The 20,748-nt window shown below is 28.1% G+C and carries 15 protein-coding genes; 5 read left to right on the top strand and 10 right to left on the bottom strand.

The genetic code is table 11. The features are described from left to right. Nucleotides 1-37: 37 nt before the first annotated feature. The 3 genes from gap to ABJG40_RS09925 all read right to left on the bottom strand — a co-directional run bounded on the left by gap (nucleotide 38) and on the right by ABJG40_RS09925 (nucleotide 6,662). Nucleotides 38-1,039 (bottom strand): type I glyceraldehyde-3-phosphate dehydrogenase, encoded by a 1,002-nt coding sequence (gap, locus tag ABJG40_RS09935; protein ID WP_348024421.1) that lies wholly within the window; start codon nucleotides 1,037-1,039, stop codon nucleotides 38-40. Nucleotides 1,040-1,065: 26 nt separating this feature from the next. Next, nucleotides 1,066-2,049, bottom strand: coding sequence for a 6-phosphofructokinase (gene pfkA / locus ABJG40_RS09930; RefSeq protein WP_348024420.1), 984 nt, complete (start codon nucleotides 2,047-2,049; stop codon nucleotides 1,066-1,068). Between the two features lie 224 nt (nucleotides 2,050-2,273). Next, on the bottom strand, nucleotides 2,274-6,662 hold the full coding sequence (locus tag ABJG40_RS09925; protein WP_348024419.1) for a translocation/assembly module TamB domain-containing protein: 4,389 nt from the start codon (nucleotides 6,660-6,662) through the stop codon (nucleotides 2,274-2,276). A gap of 228 nt (nucleotides 6,663-6,890) precedes the next feature. Here ABJG40_RS09925 and tsaD point away from each other — a divergent pair, with 228 nt between their 5' ends. The 3 genes from tsaD to ABJG40_RS09910 all read left to right on the top strand — a co-directional run bounded on the left by tsaD (nucleotide 6,891) and on the right by ABJG40_RS09910 (nucleotide 10,874). Continuing rightward, nucleotides 6,891-7,916 (top strand): tRNA (adenosine(37)-N6)-threonylcarbamoyltransferase complex transferase subunit TsaD, encoded by a 1,026-nt coding sequence (gene tsaD, locus ABJG40_RS09920; protein ID WP_348024418.1) that lies wholly within the window; start codon nucleotides 6,891-6,893, stop codon nucleotides 7,914-7,916. Between the two features lie 4 nt (nucleotides 7,917-7,920). Continuing rightward, nucleotides 7,921-9,777 (top strand): sulfatase-like hydrolase/transferase, encoded by a 1,857-nt coding sequence (locus ABJG40_RS09915; RefSeq protein ID WP_348024417.1) that lies wholly within the window; start codon nucleotides 7,921-7,923, stop codon nucleotides 9,775-9,777. Nucleotides 9,778-9,857: 80 nt separating this feature from the next. Further along, the gene (locus ABJG40_RS09910; RefSeq protein ID WP_348024416.1) at nucleotides 9,858-10,874 is read left to right on the top strand and encodes a TlpA disulfide reductase family protein; all 1,017 of its coding nucleotides are present in this window, start codon (nucleotides 9,858-9,860) and stop codon (nucleotides 10,872-10,874) included. Between the two features lie 73 nt (nucleotides 10,875-10,947). On the opposite strand, the gene ABJG40_RS09905 is transcribed toward ABJG40_RS09910, so the two are convergent. The 7 genes from ABJG40_RS09905 to ABJG40_RS09875 form a co-directional block, all read right to left on the bottom strand. Next, nucleotides 10,948-11,901, bottom strand: a complete 954-nt coding sequence (locus ABJG40_RS09905) for an acetyl-CoA carboxylase carboxyltransferase subunit alpha (protein ID WP_348024415.1) — start codon at nucleotides 11,899-11,901, stop codon at nucleotides 10,948-10,950. 73 nt (nucleotides 11,902-11,974) lie between these two features. Next, nucleotides 11,975-12,889 (bottom strand): EamA family transporter, encoded by a 915-nt coding sequence (locus tag ABJG40_RS09900; RefSeq protein ID WP_348024414.1) that lies wholly within the window; start codon nucleotides 12,887-12,889, stop codon nucleotides 11,975-11,977. Continuing rightward, nucleotides 12,876-13,967, bottom strand: coding sequence for an LptF/LptG family permease (locus tag ABJG40_RS09895; RefSeq protein WP_348024413.1), 1,092 nt, complete (start codon nucleotides 13,965-13,967; stop codon nucleotides 12,876-12,878). The genes ABJG40_RS09900 and ABJG40_RS09895 overlap by 14 nt, the downstream gene beginning before the upstream one ends. Nucleotides 13,968-14,035: 68 nt before the next feature. Beyond that, on the bottom strand, nucleotides 14,036-15,166 hold the full coding sequence (gene tgt / locus ABJG40_RS09890; protein ID WP_348024412.1) for a tRNA guanosine(34) transglycosylase Tgt: 1,131 nt from the start codon (nucleotides 15,164-15,166) through the stop codon (nucleotides 14,036-14,038). Nucleotides 15,167-15,354: 188 nt separating this feature from the next. Further along, nucleotides 15,355-16,245 (bottom strand): 23S rRNA pseudouridine(2604) synthase RluF, encoded by an 891-nt coding sequence (gene rluF / locus ABJG40_RS09885; RefSeq protein ID WP_348024411.1) that lies wholly within the window; start codon nucleotides 16,243-16,245, stop codon nucleotides 15,355-15,357. Between the two features lie 44 nt (nucleotides 16,246-16,289). Next, a complete protein-coding gene (locus tag ABJG40_RS09880) occupies nucleotides 16,290-17,534 on the bottom strand; it encodes a hypothetical protein (protein ID WP_348024410.1) in 1,245 nt (414 codons plus the stop codon). A gap of 1 nt (nucleotide 17,535) precedes the next feature. Beyond that, nucleotides 17,536-18,855 (bottom strand): DUF4270 family protein, encoded by a 1,320-nt coding sequence (locus tag ABJG40_RS09875; protein ID WP_348024409.1) that lies wholly within the window; start codon nucleotides 18,853-18,855, stop codon nucleotides 17,536-17,538. A gap of 248 nt (nucleotides 18,856-19,103) precedes the next feature. Here ABJG40_RS09875 and ABJG40_RS09870 point away from each other — a divergent pair, with 248 nt between their 5' ends. Both ABJG40_RS09870 and ABJG40_RS09865 read left to right on the top strand, forming a co-directional pair. Beyond that, a complete protein-coding gene (locus tag ABJG40_RS09870; protein WP_348024408.1) occupies nucleotides 19,104-20,111 on the top strand; it encodes a galactose oxidase in 1,008 nt (335 codons plus the stop codon). A 147-nt stretch (nucleotides 20,112-20,258) separates the two neighbouring features. After that, the coding region (locus tag ABJG40_RS09865; RefSeq protein WP_348024407.1) for a hypothetical protein at nucleotides 20,259-20,748 on the top strand (490 nt) is incomplete at its 3' end.

Raw genomic sequence — 20,748 nt, 5'->3', positions numbered from 1 at the left:
TATCAGGCTTTATTATTATGTTAAGTATAATTGTGTTCTACAAAGAAGCAGAATACTCAATTAAATCTACAATCTTAGTTGAATAACCCATTTCGTTATCATACCAAGAAACAACTTTTACGAAGTTATCATTTAAAGCGATTCCTGCACCAGCATCAAAGATAGAAGTACGAGTATCTCCAACAAAATCTTGAGAAACCACCATGTCTTCAGTATATCCTAAAACACCTTTCATAGCTCCACTTTCTGAAGCAGCTTTCATTGCAGCACAAATTTCTGCATATGTAGCTGGCTTATCTAACTTTACAGTTAAATCTACAACAGAAACATCCATAGTAGGAATTCTAAATGCCATACCAGTTAATTTCCCGTTTAAAGCTGGAATTACTTTTCCAACAGCTTTTGCAGCTCCTGTAGAAGAAGGAATTACGTTTCCGATAGCAGAACGTCCACCTCTCCAGTCTTTCATAGAAGGACCATCAACAGTTTTTTGAGTTGCAGTTGCAGCGTGTACAGTTGTCATTAAACCTTCTGAGATTCCCCAGTTGTCATTTAATACTTTTGCAATAGGAGATAAACAGTTAGTAGTACAAGATGCATTAGAAAAAATCTTCTGATCTGCTTTTAATTCTGTATTATTTACACCCATTACAAACATAGGAGTATGATCTTTAGAAGGAGCAGATAAAACTACTTTTTTAGCACCAGCTTGTAAGTGTAATCCTGCAGTTTCTTCTGTTAAGAAAAATCCTGTAGACTCAATTACGTATTCTGCACCAACTTCATCCCATTTTAAATCTGCTGGGTTTCTTTCTGCTGTAATTCTAATTTCGTTTCCGTTTACAATTAATTTACCATCTTTTACATCTACAGTACCGTCAAATGCACCATGAACTGAATCATATTTTAACATGTAAGCTAAATAATCTACATCTAATAAATCATTAATTGCTACTACTTGTACATCTTTTCTATTTACTGTAGATCTGAATGCTAATCTTCCAATTCTTCCAAATCCGTTAATTCCTACTTTAATCATTTTACTAATCTTTAATTGTTTATTGTTTATGTTGTTATAATATCAGAAACTCTAAGAAGTTCATAATTTATTGAATGACCTCCAGAAATTGCTTCTTTAATATCTGTACTAATTACTATATTATCTTTTAAACCTACCATTAGGTTTGTTTTACCATCTAAAAGTAACTCTACTGCTTTTACACCTAATCTACTTGCTAAAACTCTATCGAAACAAGAAGGAGAACCTCCTCTTTGCATATGACCTAAAATACTAACTCTTACATCATATTCTGGTAAGTTTTCTTCTACGTATTCTGCTAATTGGTATACATTTTTACCAGATTTATCACCTTCTGCTACTACAACAATACTAGATGATTTACCTGCTCTTCTACTTCTTTCTAAAGATTCTAGCATTCTATTTAACCCTAAATCTTCTTCTGGAATTAAGATTTCTTCTGCTCCTGCTCCTACTCCTGCATTTAATGCTATAAAACCTGCATCACGCCCCATAACTTCTACAAAAAACAGTCTATTATGAGAAGATGCTGTATCTCTAATTTTATCTATAGCTTCTACTGCTGTATTAAGAGCTGTATCATAACCTAAAGTATGTGATGTACCAAAGATATCATTATCTATAGTTCCTGGAATACCGATTACAGGAAAACCAAACTCTTCATTAAAAATAACTGCACCAGTAAAAGATCCATCTCCTCCAATTACAACTAAAGCATCAACTTCACGTTCTATCAAATTGTCGTAAGCTTTTTGTCTTCCTTCTTTTGTTCTAAACTCTGTAGATCTAGCTGATTTTAAAACTGTACCTCCTTTGTTAATTATGTTATGTACGCTTCTAGCGCTTAAATCTACAAGATCATTTTCTATAAGACCTTCATAACCTCTATATATACCTACACAACCTAAACTATAATAGGCACAAGACCTAACTACAGCTCTAATTGCGGCATTCATTCCAGGGGCATCTCCCCCAGAAGTCATAACTGCTATTTTTTTTATTTCTTTCATATTATTGTGATGTAAAATTACTGCTTTATAACCATTTAAAATAATAAAACTACGAAATCGTTTTAGGCTAATTTACACCACTATAAGTGGAAAAATGAAATAATTATTATTATCAAATTGTATGTTTTTCATTATTAATTTATTATTAATTAAAAGCAAAATTAACAATGGAATTCTAAGTAGTAAATGATAATAATCAGATTTAGAATGATAAAAAATCTGTCTTAATTTCCTTCAAAATTAATTAAATTATTTTTAGGTGTAATTATGGTATCTTTTTTAATAGTAGACTTCTTATTCTTCCTTCTGCTTCTAACTTTCTTTAATAATTCTGCAAGTGTATTAAAATTTACTTGATATGAAAGACCAACTCCTTGTGTATAACCTTCTTCTTCTGTAGAATATTGAATTTCATTTTGTCTATTAAATATAGTACCTCTAAAATTACCTTCTTTGTTTAATAAAACTTCTACTTTAACTTCTCCTACTACACTAGATTGTGTTTGAGCACCAACAGGAACTCCTACTTTTCCGTTAATGATTACTCTATCACTAACCTGTGTACTTACAGAAACATCTACTTGGTTATCTATATTTAAACTCTCTATGTCATTACCACTATTTCCTTGTTGATAATCTACACCTAGTTGAAATTTACCTTCAGGATTGTTTAATAAACTAGAAAACGCAGCAGCTACAGCACTTGAGGCTGTATTAGATATGGTTTCTCCTGCATTAAAATCTACTTTATCTGGGTTTGCAAAATTACCAAAGGCAAGTAAAGAAATAAATTGTGTGGTTTTTTCATTTACATTATTATCATTTAAAATAAACTCTAACTCACTTGCAATTGCAGGGTCTACATTTGTTAATTGAATATCTAAATCTTGTTTAGAACTAAATAGGCCTCCTGTTATTTTTGTCACTAAATCTATTTCAATTTTTCTATTAGAATTAAAATTTTCTAGTAAAACACCTGGATTTGCTTTTGCTTTATAAATTGCAGTTACATCTAAATTAGCTTCATAAGGATCTCCATTCCAAGAAACTGTTCCTCCTTTTTGTATTAAAAATGGTTTGTTTACAATACCTCCATATTTAAAATCATATACTCCATTATCTATGGTATAATCTCCATACATGTTAAACATACCTCTAGTATTTATTTCTACTCTAAGGTTTCCAGAACCACGACCTGTTAACTGACTTCCATAAACCTCATCTATTACTACTTGCGCTGTTGCATCTTTTGTAACTTCTAAATTAATAGTTAAAGACAAACCTTTAATTGCTTCTAATGCAATTTCTTCTTGTTTTTCTTTAACTTTAGTTTCTTTAGATTTAAAATGAATTAAGCTATAACTATCTACAGTTTCTATATCTTTTAGAGGAACAACAAATATGGTTCCTGGCTTTGTTTTAGCGTTTATTTCTATATCTAATTGTTCTGTAAGACCAGTTATACTTGCACTACCATCTATAAAAGCAGAACCATAATATAATGCTTCATCTGAATCTTTTGTATCTAAAACCAACACATTATCTCCATCAAGTTTAATGTTTAAAAACCATTTCTCGAAATTTAAATGCGTAATATTTCCTATTAATTTACCTCTTGTTTTATGTTTTGTATCTATTAAAGAAACTTCTTCGAAAATAAATGACTGGTCTTGAAGTGTTATTATTGATTCTCCTTCAAAATCATAATCTACATTTAAATAAGGAAACTTTAGTCCTGCATTTTTAAGAGTTAAAACTCCTTCCATTTCTGGATTTCCTATAAAACCTCTCAAAGAAAAATCTCCAGAAGCAACTCCTCTTATAGATGACAAAACATCTTGTCCTAAAGGACTAAAAGCACTTAAGCCAAATTCTTCTAAATAAACTTCTAAATCTATTAATGGTCTTTTTTCTGAAAAATCTAAAGAACCAGAGGCTGCAATACTTTTTACTTTTTCATTTTTGATAGATAAATCTACTTTATATTTTTCGTAAGAATTGTCTCCTTTTACATTTAAAACTAAATCTCCTTGTTTAAAATTATTTACTTCAAACTCTTTAATAGACATTAAAGCTTCTGGACTATAAACACCATCTTTTTGTACAAAATCTAAGTTTCCAGAAAGTGTTCCTTTTAATGCCAAACTATCTATTATAGGTAAAAAACTTTGCAATTTTACTTTGGTAAAATCTGCTAAAAGAATTTTTTCTTTTTCACCTACTAAACTACCTGAAAACTCTATTTTTTGTTCACCTGAAACTAATTTAAATTGACTAAAGTTAAATTCATTTTCTTTTAAATCGAAAGTAACTTTATTTGTTTTTGATTGATCTGGATTTATTTCCCAAAGGTTTTCTTTAAATTTAAATGATGATTTTTCTAAACCTACTACAGATTTTCCTTCTGGATTAAAAGTGTAGAAAAAATCGAGGTTAAAATCTTCATTTTTTTTCTTTCCTCCTTTAAAAACAGATTTAAAATACAAAGTGTCTTTCTGATTTAAACTTAACAGATTTAATTTAGAAACTTTATAATACTTTGTATTTACTTCTGATGCCGTTAAATGTGAGTTATAAAGTGGATTTTGGTTATCTGTTCTTAATAACACATCTTTTATTTCATTGCCATAAGCATCAATTCTAGGTGAAGAAACTGTAAGCCTTAATTGGTTTTTATCCGCTTTAATTTTTCCTTTTATTTTTGTTTTATCATCAATAGAAATTTCTGGAAAAAAAACATTTACAATTTGATTGTAAATAGTAAAGTTAAAATCTAAAAACTGACTTGGTGCTACCTTAAAAGGAGTATAATTTGTATAAATACTACCTAGAGCGTTTTGAGCAACAGGCAACAACTCCGAGAATGAAAATTTACCTGAAAGATAACCATTTGCAATATCTTTAGAAGCTACCTCTATTTTTTTAATACTATCTTTTACAGAAGATTTTATATTAAATTCTTTAAAATTAAATTCTTTTTTATGATTGGTATATAAAATATTCTTAAACAATGCTTCACCAGTAATATCATCAAACGTATTTCCTTCTACATCTAATTCTATATTTCCTTTTAAAACAGAAACACTATCTCTTTTAAAAAGTTTTGTTTCTTTTAAATTTAGGTACTCAATATCCGTTTTAAAATCGAACTTATTAGTTTCAGAAGATAAATCTGCTAATCCATTAAACTTCATTTTAAAATTTTCATCTTCTATCTTTAAATCTCCATCAAACTTGTTATTTTGATATTGTCCGTTAGCATTAATATTCTTGTAATTATAGCCATTAAACTCAAAATCTGAAACTTTACCTAAAAAAGAAGTATTAATATTTTCTAATTTAAAACCATTACCAATTACATCTCCATTTAAAGAAATTTTACCAAAATTTGCATTATTAAAAAATATACCGAGATTAAATTTATTCAATTCTAACTTACCAACATAACGTGCATAATCTATATCGTCTATATTAGAAATTTGTAAATCTGAGATTACCCCACCAATCTGAGATTTTAAATTTAATGTAGCTGCAATGTCTTGGGGTGTTAAATTTACTTTTCCTTTAACACTAAAGTTTCCAAATTTTCTAAACTCTGTAGGTAATTTCTTGCCTAAAACATTTGGTAAAATATTTTTTAGTTCTAGATAGGTAGCTGTTAAATTTTTAAAATCTGCTTTAAACCTAAAACCTCTATCAAAATTAACCGAGTTTATAAAGTCTAAATCACCAATTATTTTAAGCCCGTTTTTAGAATTTAAATTAAGGTTGTTTAATGAAAAGTTATTTAACTTTCCATTAAAGATTCCTGTAAGGTTAATTACATCTTTACCATTTAATTCTTTGTAATAATTTTTTAAATCTGGTACATAAATATAACTTTTATCAAATATTGCTTTTATGTTTACTTTGTCGTTAAAAAAAGGTAAATCTTCTGGCTTATAGGTAAAATTTATATTTGCTTTAATACTAGAATTGAGTGTTTGCAATGTTGTATTTTTAAAACTCATTGCAGTATTTTTATAAGAAAAATCTGTTGTTAAATTTGTAACTTCTAAACCTTTATTGTCTGTAAAGTATAAACCTCTTATTTTAGAAGAAAACTCTGCTCCATACACGAACATATCTTGTAAATTTCCTCCTATATTTTTAGCTGAAAAATATACAGAATCTTTTTTATTAGCATTAATTAACCTATAGTTTAGATTCGTTGCATACACATTAGATGCTCTTAATATAAACGTTTTTGCTAAAGAATCTTTTGGTGAACCATCATTAAAACTACCATAAAATTTAGACATATTATCACTAGTTTCTCCTTTATAGGTTTTTGTGTAATAATAAACGTCTTCTAAAGAAACACTACCTAAATTTATTTCGCTATCTAATACTTTTCTTGCACTTAATATAGAAGTGCTTAACTTGTTTACAAATATTAAAGTATCTTGATGATGATCTTTAATTTTAATTCCTTTTAATTTTACAGTTCCTAAGAAAGATAAATCTATTTTATCTATAGAAATATTAGTATTAAAATCTTTATTTAGAGTTTTTGTTGCGTAGTTACCCAATTTAGATTGAATGGTAGGAATAGAAAGTAAAATACTAACCAACAACAAAAAGAGCACAAAGTACCCTAGCCATTTTAGTATTTTTTTTCCTACTTTTTTGATAACCTTTTCTATTTAAAATAAATGTAACATTATGGGCATATATTAATCAAAAATATTGCCAATAACTACAAAGAACGTGCAAATTTTACAAAGAATTAAATTTCTATTCTTAAAAAAGGATGACAACATAAAATTATCCTTAATTTTGTTCTAAATTAATATTTTTTAATGAAACAACCAGTTTATATATTAGGAATAGAATCTTCTTGTGATGATACAAGTGCTTCTGTTATTTGCAACGCTAAAGTGTTAAGTAATGTTGTTGCAAACCAAGAAATACATTCTAAATATGGAGGAGTTGTTCCAGAATTAGCATCAAGAGCACATCAACAAAACATTGTACCTGTTGTTCAACAAGCTATAATACAAGCAAAAATTAAAAAAGAAGATTTGACTGCAGTAGCATTTACAAGGGGCCCAGGTTTAATGGGGTCTTTATTAGTAGGTACTTCTTTTGCAAAATCTTTAGCATTAGGTTTACAAATTCCTTTAATAGATGTTAACCATATGCAAGCCCATATTCTATCGCATTTTATAGAAGAAGAATCTAGCAAAACACCTCCTTTTCCTTTTATTTGTTTAACTATAAGTGGTGGTCATACACAAATTGTAAAAGTTACCAATCATTTTGAAATGGAAATTTTAGGTGAAACTATAGATGATGCAGTGGGTGAAGCTTTTGATAAATCTGCAAAAATTTTGGGCTTACCTTATCCTGGTGGACCACTCATAGACAAATATGCAAAATTAGGAAACCCAAAAGCCTATCAATTTACTAAACCAAAAGTTGGTGATTTAGATTTTAGCTTTAGTGGTTTAAAAACCGGAATTTTATACTTTATTCAAAAACAAGTAAAATTAAACTCTAATTTTATAGAAGAGAATTTAAATGATATTTGTGCTTCAATACAATATACAATTGTAGAAATTTTAATGACTAAATTAAAAAACGCAGTTAAACAAACAGATATAAAACACATTGCAATTGCTGGTGGTGTTTCTGCCAATTCTGAAATTAGAAACCGCTTACAATTAGCAGAGAAACATTTTGGCTGGACAACATACATTCCTAAATTTGAATATACTACAGATAATGCTGCAATGATTGCAATTACAGGTTATTTAAAATATTTAGACAACAATTATTCTGATGTTTCTATTTCTGCAAAAGCACGTTTAAAAGTTACTGAATAAAACTATGAAAACTTTTATAATTCGAATTTTATTCAACGTTTACTATTTCCTTTTATGGGTTGGTTACTTTGTTTTTGCGCGTTTATTTTTTTTACTTTTTAATTTTGAAAAAACTAAAGAATTAGGCTTTATAACTTCTATTAAAACTTTTTTATATGGAATTCAACTAGACTTTGCTTTTGCTGCTTATTTATGTTTTATCCCTTTTTTATTAATTCTTTTTACAGTTTTTTTAAAATCAAAAAACATTGAAAAGATTATTAAAGGTTATTCTTTTTTTATAATCGTTTTTATTAATTTTTTATTATTAATAGATGCTGGTTTATATGAGGCTTGGGGGGTACGCTTAGACACTAGTATTCTTCCATATCTAAACACGCCAAAATTAATGATTGCTTCAGTTTCTAGTTTTCAACTAATTTCTGGAATCATTTTTTTTCTTTTAATATCCTTTACATTTATTCATATTTTTAATAAAGTAATTCATAGTAATATAAATAAAATAATAACTAGCAACTGGCTACAAGTTCCTATTTTTTTAATAATAACAGCATCTTTAATAATACCTATTAGAGGAGGGTTTCAAACAATACCAGTTAACCAAAGTAATGTTTATTTTTCAAGTAAAATGTATGCAAATCATGCTGCAATAAATTTTATTTGGAACTTTTTTAACACTCTTACTCATAAAACCGATGGTAAAAATCCTTACAAATATTTTGATGATGAGATCGCAATAAAAACCATCAAATCAACTCGAAAAAATCTTTTAAATGCAAATACAGATAGTATTTTAAATATTAAAAAACCAAATGTAATTCTAATAATTTGGGAAGGTTTAACAGCTAAAGTTGTGGGCGCTTTAGACGGAGAACCTTTAGTAACACCAAACCTTAATAGACTTTCTAAAGAAAGTATTTTGTTTACCAATTTTTATGCAAATGGAGACAGAACAGATAAAGGTTTACCCGCTATTTTAAGTGGCTATTACCCTCCTCCAGTAAAAAGAATTATGAGAATGCCTAATAAAACAAGAAGCTTACCAATGTTGCCTCAAAAAATGATTAATTTGGGATACAATTCTTCTTTTTATTATGGAGGTGATCTAAATTTCGGTAATATGAATACCTATTTAAGAAATGCTGGTATTACTAATTTTATTGATGGAAGTGAATTTAATAAAGATGACTGGAACTCTAAATGGGGGGCACATGACCATGTTCTTTTAGAACGTTTTGCAAAAGATTTAAAAGGAAACCAAAAAGCCCCATTTTTTAAAATTGCTCTTACACTAAGTAGTCATGAGCCATTTCAATTTCCTGATGAATATAAGTTTGGTAAAGATTCTGAAGATAACAAGTTTAGGAGCTCTCACTCGTATACAGACAAATCTATTGGTAAATTTATTGATTTTGCAAAAAAACAACCTTGGTACAAAAACACTCTAATTGTTATTATTGCAGATCATGGTCATAGCGCTCCAAAGCACAAAGGTCCTTTTAATGATCCTAAAAGATTTAGAATCCCTATGTTATGGTTAGGTGGAGCAATTAATAAACCTGGTTTAAAGATTCATAATTTTTCTAGTCAGATTGATTTTCCTTATACTTTATTGAATTTAATTGATGGAAATAATGAAGATTTTATTTTTAGTAAAAATATTTTTAATCCATCAGAAACTCAATATGCTCATTACTTATTTAACAAAGGTTTTGGAACCATTAACAAAAATGGACTTTTTTTATATGACTATGTAAGTAATAAACCCATTTTAATTAAAGGTAAAAACACTTCTAAATTAGATTCTTTAGGAAAAGCAATTTCTCAAAATGCATTTCAAGATTTTTTAGATAGAAAATAACAGAACCTATATACAAATTATTTTAACTATTTTTATTTATGCATATATCTTATATTTGCTTCAAATTTTAAGAATACAAAATGAAAAAATTAAGTTTAGCATTATTTGGATTATTAATGATTGCTTCTTGCTCTAAAGAACATTCTAAAGAATATGTTTCTTTATCTGGTAAATTAGAAAACAATAAAGATTCTATTATTTCTATTTCTGGTAGAAAAGGAGTTTTTAAAACAATTGCAATTAACAAAGATGGTTCTTTTAAAGATACTTTAAAAGTACCTAAAGTTGATATCTATACTTTTCAAACAAGTAGAGAAAAAAGAGCTCCATTATATTTAAAAAATGGATTCGATATTACTATTAAAGGTGATGCAGAAAAATTTATGACAAGTTTTGAATATTCAGGTTCTGGATCTAATAATACTAACTTTATTGTTGCTCAAAGTAAAATTTTAGGAAACCCTGCTGATATTTTAGCTTTAGAAGAAGAAGCTTTTGCTGCTAAAATGAGTTTATTAAAAAAAGAATACGATAGTATTTTATTTTCTTATAAAAGCTTAGATAGTTCTTTAGTAGATATGGCTACTAAACAAAACGAACAAATGTTTGCTTATTTTCATAAAACTTATGAAAATAATAAGAAAATGGGAAAAGGAAAACCTTCTCCTAAATTTGAAGGTTATGTAGATATTAAAGGAGGAAAAAAATCTTTAGACTCTTTTAAAGGTAAATATGTTTATATAGATGTATGGGCAACTTGGTGTGGACCTTGTATTAGAGAAATTCCTTCTTTAAAAAATATAGAAAAAGAATATCACAATAAAAATATTGAGTTTGTTAGTATTTCTACAGATGAATCTAGAAGAAGTGGTGGTTCTTGGGAAGCTGCAGAAAAAAAATGGAGAGATTTTGTAAAAGAAAAACAAATGACTGGAGTACAATTATGGTCTGGACAAGATTTTAGTTTTCAACAAGCATATCAAATTGCAGGTATACCTAGGTTTATTTTAATCGACCCAAAAGGAAATATTGTAGATGCGAATGCACCAAGACCTTCTGACCCAAGATTAAAAACATTATTAAACTCTTTATTGTAAATTCTTTACAATACAAAAAAAAGCGAAATCTAAATTTAGATTTCGCTTTTTTTATATCATTAAGTTTAAAATATTACTCTTTATAAACTCCCATATCTGCATATTTGTCCATTCTTTTAGAAACTAAGTCAGTTTCATTTAAATCTTTTAATTCTTCAAAAGCAGCAACAATTTGCTCTTGCACAGCTTTAAAAGCGTCTTCTCTATTAGAATGTGCTCCTCCAACTGGTTCTTTTATAATTCCGTCAATTAACTTTAACCTTTTCATATCTGCTCCAGTTAATTTTAATGCAGAAGCAGCTTGTTCTTTAAACTCCCAACTTCTCCATAAAATAGAAGAACATGATTCTGGAGAAATTACTGTATACCATGTGTTTTCCATCATATACACTCTATCTCCTACACCTATTCCTAAAGCACCTCCTGAAGCGCCTTCTCCAATAACAACAGTAATAATTGGTGTTTTTAAACGAGTCATTTCTAGAATATTTCTAGCAATTGCTTCTCCTTGCCCACGTTCTTCTGCTTCTAAACCTGGGTAAGCCCCTGGAGTGTCTAATAGAGTTACAACAGGAATTCCAAATTTTTCAGCCATTTTCATTAAACGTAAGGCTTTTCTATACCCTTCTGGGTTAGCCATACCAAAATTTCTGTATTGACGAGTTTTGGTATTATGCCCCTTTTGTTGTCCAATAAACATATAAGATTGATCTCCAATTTTACCTAAACCACCAATCATAGCTTTATCATCTTTTACACTTCTGTCTCCATGAAGCTCCATAAAAGTATCTCCACAAATTGCTTTAATATAATCTAATGTATAAGGCCTATTAGGATGTCTAGATAATTGAACTCTTTGCCAAGGCGTTAGGTTCTTATAAATATCTTTTCTAGCTTTCTCTAGCTTTTTTTCAATCTTTTTACAAGTAGCACTAACATCTACTTCACTTTCTTTACCAATAATTTCGCACTTATCTAATTGATCTAAAAGCTCTTTAATTGGCATTTCAAAATCTAAATATTCCATATTCTAGTTATTTGATTTTAGTTGTTTGGTAAGACAAACATACTATAAAATTAATTGTTTATTAAAAAAGATTTTACTTTTTTCTAACAGTTTTTTCTATAATTTTATTTTTTATTACAGTTCTATTTTTAATAACTCCGTTTAATAAAACTACAAATAATACTATAAATGCGCCTAAATAAAAGGCAGGATTCATTTTTTCTTTATCCCCAAAAATAAAAAGTGCTAAAATAATAGCATAAATGGGTTCTAAATTTATAGTTAGCATAACTGTATAAGGAGATAAATATTTCATCACTTTTACAGATGCAATAAAAGCATAAGCTGTACAAACACTGCTTAAAATTAAAAGATATAACCAATCTAATTTTTGAATTTGAAAAAAAGAATCTGAAAAACCATTACTAAATAAAAGATAAATTGTTATAAAAATAACCCCAAAAAACAATTGATATAAAGATATGGTATCTGCTGGATATTTTTTTATAAAAAGACCATTAAACACAGAAAACAAAGCACTTAAGAAAGAAGAAATTAATGCATATATAATACCTAATTTATATTGATTTTCAAAATTAAAAATAATATAAAGTCCTAAAATAACAATTAAACCTAAAACAATTTCTAATGTTTTAATTTTTCTTTTAAAAAAAACAGGCTCTATTAAAGACACAAAAAATGCGCCAGTGCTCATGGTTACTAAAGCAACAGAAACAGTTGAAACTTTAATTGCTTTAAAGAAAAATATCCAATGTAGTGCAATTATAATTCCTGTAACTATAAATTTAAATAGACCTCTTATATCAACTTTAAAAGATTTCTTTTTTATTATAAAATAGATAACGATAAAAATTACTGCTAGCAACATTCTATACCATACTAATGGTATTGCTTCTAAAGTTATTAAAGCTCCTAAAATAGCTGTAAAACCCCAAATAAAAACTATAAAATGTAATCGTAAATAGTTCTTTAACTTACTTTCTTGCATTTAAATAAAGATAAAACGCTAAACCTCCAAAAATTAAATTGGGAATCCAAACGTAAACAAGAGAGTTTACACCTGCAACCCCACCTAGAACTTCAGATATTTTCATTAAGAAAACATAAATAAACATTACACCTATACCTATTGCTAAATTAACTCCTGTACCTCCTCTTCTCTTTCTAAAAGCTAAAGCAACAGCAATAATTGTTAATATGTAAGAAGCTATGGGTAAACTTGTTCTTTTATGAAACTCTACTAAATATGCATTTAAATTTTTTACACCTCTTTTTTTAGAAATTTCTATAAAGTTATTTAATTCTCCAGAAGGCATTTCTTGTGACAAAGCAGATTTATAAATTAAATCTTTAGAAGTAAAACTAAATACTGTATCTAACTTTGTACCAGAATAAATACTGTCTTTATTTTTAAATAGTTTACGCATTTTCCAAGTTGTAAGTGTAAAAATAGAGTCTTTATCATTGTATTTTATTCTACTTGCAACTAATTTTGATTTTAGTTTGATACCATCATATACTTCTGATGAAAAATCGTGCCCAGATTTTGTTTCTGTATTAAAGCTTCTTATATAAATATATGTGCTATCTGTTAATTGCAAACTAAAATTTGAAACTCTTTTTAATTCGTTTTTTTGTCTAGCATTATTAAGATATTCTCTTTCAAACTTTTTTCTTTCTTTACTACTACTTGGAACCACAAAATGGTTCATAACTAAAGAGACAATAGTTATTAAGGTTGCTCCAATAAAATATGGATATAAAAAACGGGTAAAAGAAACCTTAGCATTAGTTATTGCAATAATTTCTGTATTGTTAGATAATTTAGAAGTAAATAAAATTACAGCAATAAATAATGCCAAAGGCATAAAAGTATTGGCATAATAGATAATAAAATTTTTATAATACTCATCTACAATTTGGTAAAAACTTAAATCTGCATGTTCTAGAAAATTATCTATCTTCTCAGATATATCTATGGCTATAGCAATAGGAATTAAGATTAATAAGGTAAACAAAAATGTTACCAAAAACCTTTTTAATATGTACCAATCAATTATCTTCACTTAAAGTATTTAATCTTGTAATTGTTTATTTGTGTAACTGTTTACTGCCAACTGAAAACTGATTACTTCTATAATCTTTTATCCATTTGTTTAACCATTTTATCTTTCCATTCTCTAAAATCACCTGCTAAAATGTGTTTTCTTGCCTCACGTGTTAACCAAACATAAAAACCTAAGTTATGTATTGAGGCTATTTGTTTACCTAACATTTCTTTTGCAGCAAAAAGATGACGCAAATAGGCTTTTGAGTACATGGTATCTACCCAAGTAATTCCCATATCATCTATAGGAGAAAAATCTTCTGCCCATTTTTTATTTTTAATATTAATAGAACCATGTGCTGTAAACAACATACCATTTCTTGCATTTCTAGTTGGCATTACACAATCGAACATGTCTATACCTAAAGCAATGTTTTCTAAAATATTAATTGGAGTACCCACTCCCATTAAATATCTGGGCTTGTCTTCTGGCAAAATATCTGTTACAACTTCTGTCATTGCATACATTTCTTCTGCAGGCTCACCTACAGAAAGACCTCCAATTGCATTTGCTTGTTGACCAGAATTTGCAATATATTCTGCAGATTGTTTTCGTAAATCTTTATAAGTACTTCCTTGAACAATTGGCATAAATGTTTGTTCAAATCCGTATTTATAAGGTAATTTTTCTAAATGATTTATACATCTATCTAACCATCTATGTGTCATATGCATAGATCTTTTTGCATAATTGTAATCACATGGGTAAGGTGTGCACTCATCAAAAGCCATAATTATATCTGCACCAATTGTACGTTGTGTTTCCATAACGTTTTCTGGTGTAAAATGATGCATAGAACCATCTATATGACTTTTAAATTTTACGCCTTCTTCTTTAATTTTTCTTCTTCCAGAAAGTGAATATACTTGGTAACCACCAGAATCTGTTAAGATATTTCTATCCCAATTCATAAACTTGTGTAAACCTCCAGCTTTTTCTAAAATATCTAAACCTGGACGTAAGTATAAATGATAGGTGTTTCCTAATATAATATCAGGATTTATTTCGTTTTTTAATTCTGATTGATGAACTCCTTTTACGGTTCCAACAGTTCCAACAGGCATAAATATAGGAGTTTCAATTTCTCCATGATCTGTAGTTATTACTCCTGCTCTTGCCTGACTCTTTGGGTCAGTTAATTTTAAGTCGAATTTCATTGATGGCAAAGATAGTATTATTTAAGAATTGTGTAAACTTTAGATTCTTAATTAAAAATTAAATTATTAGCTGCTTTTTGTGGGCAAAAATGTGCGTTAAGGATTGAACGGCTTGTTTGAGCTCTTTTTGTTTTTACAAAAAAGCGAGTAGTGAAAGCCTGACCTGTAAGGGAACGCCCAAAAATTAATTACCATCGTTTCTTTTTGGATGAAAAACCTGATTTTTTCTTTTTATTTTTTGGAGATGATTTTCTAAATGAAGCACTTTTTTTATTGAAATCGTTTTTAGTTGGTGCTTGTTTTCTCTTTGGTTTTTGCGCTTTTGGTTTTTCTTTAACTACAGAAGCTTCTTCGGTTTTAGAGGAAGTAGAAATCATTTTATTAATTTCTTTCATTTCTTCTTCTGTTAATTCGCGCCAATCTCCTGCTTGTAAATACCCCAACTCTACATTCATAATTCGTGTACGTTTTAACTTAGTTACTTCGTAATCTAAGTATTCGCACATTCTTCGAATTTGACGGTTTAAACCTTGTGTAAGAACAATTTTAAAGATTTTGTCACTAACTTTTTCTACCAAACAGTTTTTTGTAACAGTACCTAAAATAGGAATTCCATTTCCCATTTTTTGAATAAAACTATCTGTAATAGATTTGTTTACGGTTACAAAATATTCTTTTTCGTGATTGTTTCCTGCTCGTAAAATTTTGTTTACAATATCTCCATCATTTGTTAAGAAAATTAAGCCTTCTGATGGTTTGTCTAAACGTCCTATAGGAAATAATCTTTCTGGATAATTTACATGTTTTACAATATTTTTTGGTTCTCTTTCATCGGTTGTAGAAACAATACCTACAGGCTTATTAAGAGCAATATATAAAGTTGAATTCTTAGGTTTTACTAATCTACCATCTAACTTTACAACATCTTTTTTACTTACTCTATTGCCTAATTGAGTTGGTTTACCATTAATGGTAACTCTACCTTCGTTAATAAATTTTTCTGCTTCTCTGCGCGAGCAAATACCAGAAGAACTGATGTATTTATTAAGGTTTATAGATTGTTGATTATTTTTATCCAAAGAAAAATATTTTGAACAAAAGTAAGTATAAGATTATAATTTTATTAATCTATTTTCTTTTTATTAAACCATTTGCCAACAAAGTTTAAATTTAAAGTTATCTTATGAAAGTTATCTTCTATTAATCTATTTTCTAAAGTACCTTCTTTACCATAAGAATAAGAAATATTAAAATAATCGTTACTATATTTTCTCATTGGTAATCCTAAACCAAATGACACAAAATAACTATCTATTTGTTGATTGGATATTTTTAAAAAACCTGTATTATAATTAAACCCAAGTCTATATTTTATATTAGATGTATATTTAAATTTGTCTTTTGCAGATGTATATTCTACCCCAAAGGCATAAATAGATTGGTTTGCATAACTCTCGTTATTTTGGTTTTGATTTGTTTCTCCCCAAAGTAGTTTTCTAAAGTCTAAACTGGTTGTTATTTTTTTATTTATAACTGATGTTATTCCTAAACCATATGAAAATGGAAGTTCGAAATTATCTAACTCATTTTCAATCTCATTTTCTATAGTTAAAGATGCACCACTTGAGGTTGTTTTATAAGATGATCTTGTTTGTGTTCCGTTTAAAGAAGAAGGTAATTCTAATGTACCACCAATTGTAGTTTTAAAATTTTCTAAGTTTAAAACATCATACTGAAAACCTGTTTTTAGTTTTGCTCCAGAATAATGATTTTTATCACTAATTGAAACATAAGAACTTGTATAAACTTGCTTTTCTTGGTTTATAGACCCAAAAAGAAAAGAAATGTCTATACCTAATGAAAAGTTTTTAAATAGTTTGTAACCAGAAGAAATATAGAATTTATTTAACCCTCCTTCTCCTGTAATTCTTGTAATATAGGTATCTGTAGATCCTTCTATAGCATTTTCTATATCTATATTATAACCTGTTTTTGTGTAGGGTAATAGACCAATACTCATTCCTAAATTTTGTTTTATTGGAAAAGCAACTGCAATGTGAGATATGTTACCATTTGTATTGTTTTCTGTAATTGTATTTGTTTTTAAGGTTGAAAAGGTTCCATTTAAACCAAACTCATACAAAAAAGATTTCTGTAAAATATTTCCCAAACTTGCTGGGTTATATATGTTTATTTGAAATGGATTTGATTGTGCAATACCTGTATTTCCTAGACCTGTTAAACCACCTGTTGCTGTTTTATTTTCTACCCCCAAGCCAAATAAAGAGTAAGGTGAATTTGTATTACTTTGACTAAATATATAGTTTGTAAAAACTACAAATACTATTAATACTATTTTCTTTTGCATCTTAATAGTTTAAATATTCTACTGATAATTTTACTTCGTTATTGGTATTCTCATTATGTTCTATAACAACACTATTTACATTGTTAAAATTTTCTTGATACTGAATCATAAGAGCATAATTTAAATCTTGTTCTGAATAGAGAATCAATTCAACAAAATTGCTTAAATCTACTGTGTAGTAAGTATTTTCATCAAACTCATCATCTTCTTTAATTAATACTGCATAAGCAGCATTTCCGTCTTCATCTGTTAGTTGTTGAATTATTCTGTTTTTATTATCTACTATAAAAACCGATAACGTCTCTGGTAATGGATTATCTTCTGAATAACTTCCTTTTAATGGCTTAAAAGTTAAATCTGCACTTAAAGTAGTTGCGTTTTCTGCAAGTTCTGAGAGTTTTTTAATTGAAGGAATGTCTATTCTTGCAGAAATTCCTGTTCCAGATTGTGTAAAGATTAAATTATCTGTTTCTGTGCTTAATTTAATTTCTTCTTCGTCTACAAAACTTTTTAATGTTGTTGAGGATAAATCTGAACTAATTTGATTGAACTGTTTTGAAGCTCCTGATATTACAAAATCTATAAAATAGTTATTATCTTCATTATCATCATCTTTAATTGTATAATACAAACGCATACTAGAATTGCCAATTGTACTTTCTGCTGTTTGTGCATTAAAGCCTAAAATATGGTTGCTCTGATTTGTTTCTGGTATAATAGCTAATCCTTTAAAATATTGTAAAAAATCATCTGAATTATTAATATCATTATCATCTATCTTATCAAAAATCTCTTGTCCTAAAGCATCATCCATTTTTATAAAAAGAGAATCTGTTGCTTTGTTTGGATTTGGTGTAAAAGATATTTGTCCTAAAATATCAGAATCATATTTTAAAGAAGATGTGTTGTAAAAAGAAACCCCTTCTTTTGGTTCTACAGTTTCTGTTATTCTATGTAATTTATACGTTTGTATTTTAGTAGTATCTCCATAATAATAATTATCATAGTTTAAAATCATACCTATAGAATCGTAAATTGCATCAGAACCTAAAGTGTAAGTAGAAGTTATTAATTGCATATAAGATTTCGATGAAAAAGTTCCTAATTTATCATCTATAACATTACCTAACAAAATTCTGTTTGTGTTAGAAGTTATTAAAGAATCTAATTTATAAGTTCCTGCTTTTATAGAAAAAGTATCTATAACTCTTACCTGAATTTCACTTTCAATAAAATCTCCACCAACTTCATAAATTTTTTCATCTGTATTGCAAGAAACTAGAAAAAACAAACTTAAAACACCAATAATATAATACTTCATTTTACTTTTTAGAGCAAAACTATTAGAGTAGATATCACAAAAAATCACAAAATATACAAACGTACTTTTTTTATAGACTTACTACCAAAAAACACCTCTAAACACAAGAATTAACAGCTTTTAAGAAAATTAACATTTGGTTTACATGTTTGTCTATAAAATCTTAGAGTTTGTCTATTTTATAGTTATTTAAATTAAATAGCTTTTACGTTTGTTCTATAATTAAGAAAATGAATAAATTAAAACTAATGAAAAAAACAAATTTAATACAAAGAAGTAGTGTGCTATTTTTTGCTGCATTTTTAACTCTATTTTTTGTGAGTTGTAGTGATGATGATGATGATGATGATGAATACGGAAACTGGGTTGAGAGTTCTACATTTGACGGAAACTCAAGAGCAAACTCTGTAAGTTTTACTATTGGATCTAAAGGATATTTGGTAACAGGTTATGATGGTGATGATTATTTAACAGATACTTGGGAGTATAATTCTGAAGGTGATTACTGGGTAGAAAAAGCGCCATTCCCAGGAGAAGCAAGAAGTAGCGCTGTTGGTTTTGCTATTGACGGAAAAGGCTATTTAGGTACTGGTTTTAATGGTGATAATGAATTAAAAGATTTTTGGGAATATGACCCAACTACAGATTCGTGGACACAAAAAGCAGATTTTGGAGGTACAGCAAGATATGGAGCAATAGGATTTGCTATTGGAAATGATGGATATATTGGTACAGGTTATGATGGAAGTGAGCAAAAAGATTTCTGGAAATATGATATTGCAACAGATTCTTGGGAACAGTCTGTTGGTTTTGGCGGACAAAAACGTAAAGACGCATCTGTTTTTATCATAGATGATATTGCCTACATTGGTTTAGGAATTCATAATGGTGCTTATGAAGAAGATTTTTATTCTTTTGACGGAACTAATTGGACTCGTTTAACAGATTTAGATGACGATGATGATGATGATGATGATTACGAGATTTTACTAAACAGTGGTGCAGCATTTTCTTTAAACGGAATGGGGTATATAACTACAGGAATTTCTGGATCAATAACTACAGAAAGTTGGTCTTATGATCCTGCAACAGATACTTGGGAAGAATTACCAGTATTTGAAGGTTCTGCAAGACAAAATGCTTCTACATTTACTTTTAGCGATAAAGCTTTTGTTTTAATGGGACGAAGTGGTAGTTACTATTTTGATGATGTTTGGGAATTTAGACCAGACGAATTAGAAAACGAAGATGATTAATCTACATCTAAATTAATATTTATTAGTTAAAGACTAAAATACTAACAAGTATTTTAGTCTTTAACTTTTTCTTTTTTATGAAAAATACAACAGTCTTTTGTGAGTTTTTTAAGAACCTAACCTTATAATTTTGTAACATTCTAAACAATGATAGATTTGAACATTTATAAAAAAAAATCATCAATAATAATTATTCATATTTTACTTTGGATAATTCTTTTTGCTATTAGTGCCTCTCAAATTTATATGAGAATAGGTATAATTCCTTATGATTTTTATTTTAAGTTTACTCTATTTTTTATTGCATTTTATTTAAATTACCACATTTTTGTACCTAAATTATTACTTAAAAAAGAGTTTCTTTATTACACAGCAACCGTATTAATTTTTAGCATAATTTTTATATTTATAATACAATATGTTGTTCCAAAGCCTATAAATTTTGGTCCAGCAAATAGAATTCCTAGAAATTTACCTCCAGACATAAAAAAAGACCTTTTCTTTTTTAGATCTTTCCCTACATTGGTGTCTCTTTTGTTATTTTTTACATTAAGTACAAGTATTAAATTAGGAATTGAATGGTATAAAACAGAAAAAGAAAAAGTAGTAATTGAAGCTCAAAAAGTTAGCTCAGAAC

The organism is Polaribacter sp. (genome assembly GCF_039939415.1).
Lineage (GTDB): Bacteria > Bacteroidota > Bacteroidia > Flavobacteriales > Flavobacteriaceae > Polaribacter.
Note: the sequence above shows the minus strand (reverse complement) of the source record. Positions and strands in the feature narration are given on the sequence as shown.

Coding starts and splice junctions, on each gene's coding strand:
- gap (WP_348024421.1), bottom strand. CDS start 1,039: ATGATTAAAGTAGGAATTAACGGATTTGGAAGAATTGGAAGATTAGCA.
- pfkA (WP_348024420.1), bottom strand. CDS start 2,049: ATGAAAGAAATAAAAAAAATAGCAGTTATGACTTCTGGGGGAGATGCC.
- tsaD (WP_348024418.1), top strand. CDS start 6,891: ATGAAACAACCAGTTTATATATTAGGAATAGAATCTTCTTGTGATGAT.
- ABJG40_RS09915 (WP_348024417.1), top strand. CDS start 7,921: ATGAAAACTTTTATAATTCGAATTTTATTCAACGTTTACTATTTCCTT.
- ABJG40_RS09910 (WP_348024416.1), top strand. CDS start 9,858: ATGAAAAAATTAAGTTTAGCATTATTTGGATTATTAATGATTGCTTCT.
- ABJG40_RS09905 (WP_348024415.1), bottom strand. CDS start 11,901: ATGGAATATTTAGATTTTGAAATGCCAATTAAAGAGCTTTTAGATCAA.
- ABJG40_RS09900 (WP_348024414.1), bottom strand. CDS start 12,889: ATGCAAGAAAGTAAGTTAAAGAACTATTTACGATTACATTTTATAGTT.
- tgt (WP_348024412.1), bottom strand. CDS start 15,166: ATGAAATTCGACTTAAAATTAACTGACCCAAAGAGTCAGGCAAGAGCA.
- ABJG40_RS09880 (WP_348024410.1), bottom strand. CDS start 17,534: ATGCAAAAGAAAATAGTATTAATAGTATTTGTAGTTTTTACAAACTAT.
- ABJG40_RS09875 (WP_348024409.1), bottom strand. CDS start 18,855: ATGAAGTATTATATTATTGGTGTTTTAAGTTTGTTTTTTCTAGTTTCT.
- ABJG40_RS09870 (WP_348024408.1), top strand. CDS start 19,104: ATGAAAAAAACAAATTTAATACAAAGAAGTAGTGTGCTATTTTTTGCT.